Genomic DNA, 309 nt, shown 5'->3' on the forward strand with positions numbered 1-309 from the left:
CAGTGGAACGCTGGAGCAACTCCACTTTGGATGCAGTGAACTGTCCGAGGCGTTTCCAGTTGATATCGGAAACCGAAACGGCTTTGGCTGTATCTCCCGAACACCAACCAACATAGGACTTTCCGGCTTCTCTTGGTGCGCGTTCCCTTGCGTCTTTCGCCGACGCGGGGTCGCACCGCTTCTCTGCTCTTACTAAATCCCCTTTACGAAACCCATGACGGGTAACAGTACCGCCATATTTGCGCCGCTTTCCCCCTTGAGCGGGAACGCACAAGTGAAGTTGACGACGAGAAATGGGCGGTCTTCTGA

The 309-nt window shown here is 54.7% G+C and carries 1 pseudogene; it reads right to left on the minus strand.

Annotated elements, in window-relative coordinates:
• Positions 1 to 309 (minus strand): annotated as a pseudogene (locus tag JUI58_RS01245) (hypothetical protein); the annotation flags it as partial.

Origin of the sequence: Spirulina sp. CCY15215 (genome assembly GCF_016888125.1) — a bacterium.
Lineage (GTDB): Bacteria > Cyanobacteriota > Cyanobacteriia > Cyanobacteriales > Spirulinaceae > CCY15215.